The sequence below is a fragment of the Sodalis-like endosymbiont of Proechinophthirus fluctus genome (genome assembly GCF_001602625.1).
In the GTDB taxonomy this organism is placed as follows: Bacteria; Pseudomonadota; Gammaproteobacteria; order Enterobacterales; family Enterobacteriaceae.
Window position 1 is genome coordinate 1 of the sequence record NZ_LECR01000081.1, and the last position, 328, is coordinate 328.

A 328-nucleotide genomic window follows, 5' to 3' on the forward strand; every position below is an offset into this window, starting at 1 on the left:
CGCAGCAGTTGAAGACCATGCTCATCAATAGCAAAGCGGGCCGCCAGCGCCGGCACCTCCAGCAACGCCAGCACCTGCTCGGCGACAAAGCGGCTGCGAGGTAATTCTAACAGGCTAAGAAACGTTGGCAGAACAGGATGGAGATGCCGCACCTGTCTGTCGGAAATGGCAAAAGGCAGATAGCGCTCTCCACCATCATTGCCGAACACCGCCTGGATCGCCGGCGTATAACGGTCGATATCGGCTACCATGACAATCACGTCGCGCGGGCGCAGCGTTGGGTCTTCCGCTATCATCGCCAGTAAGCTGTCGTGCAGCACTTCCACTT

1 pseudogene is annotated in these 328 nt (G+C 58.2%); it reads right to left on the reverse strand.

What is annotated here, in order from left to right:
• Positions 1–328, reverse strand: a pseudogene (gene recC, locus BG74_RS17940) (exodeoxyribonuclease V subunit gamma); the annotation flags it as partial.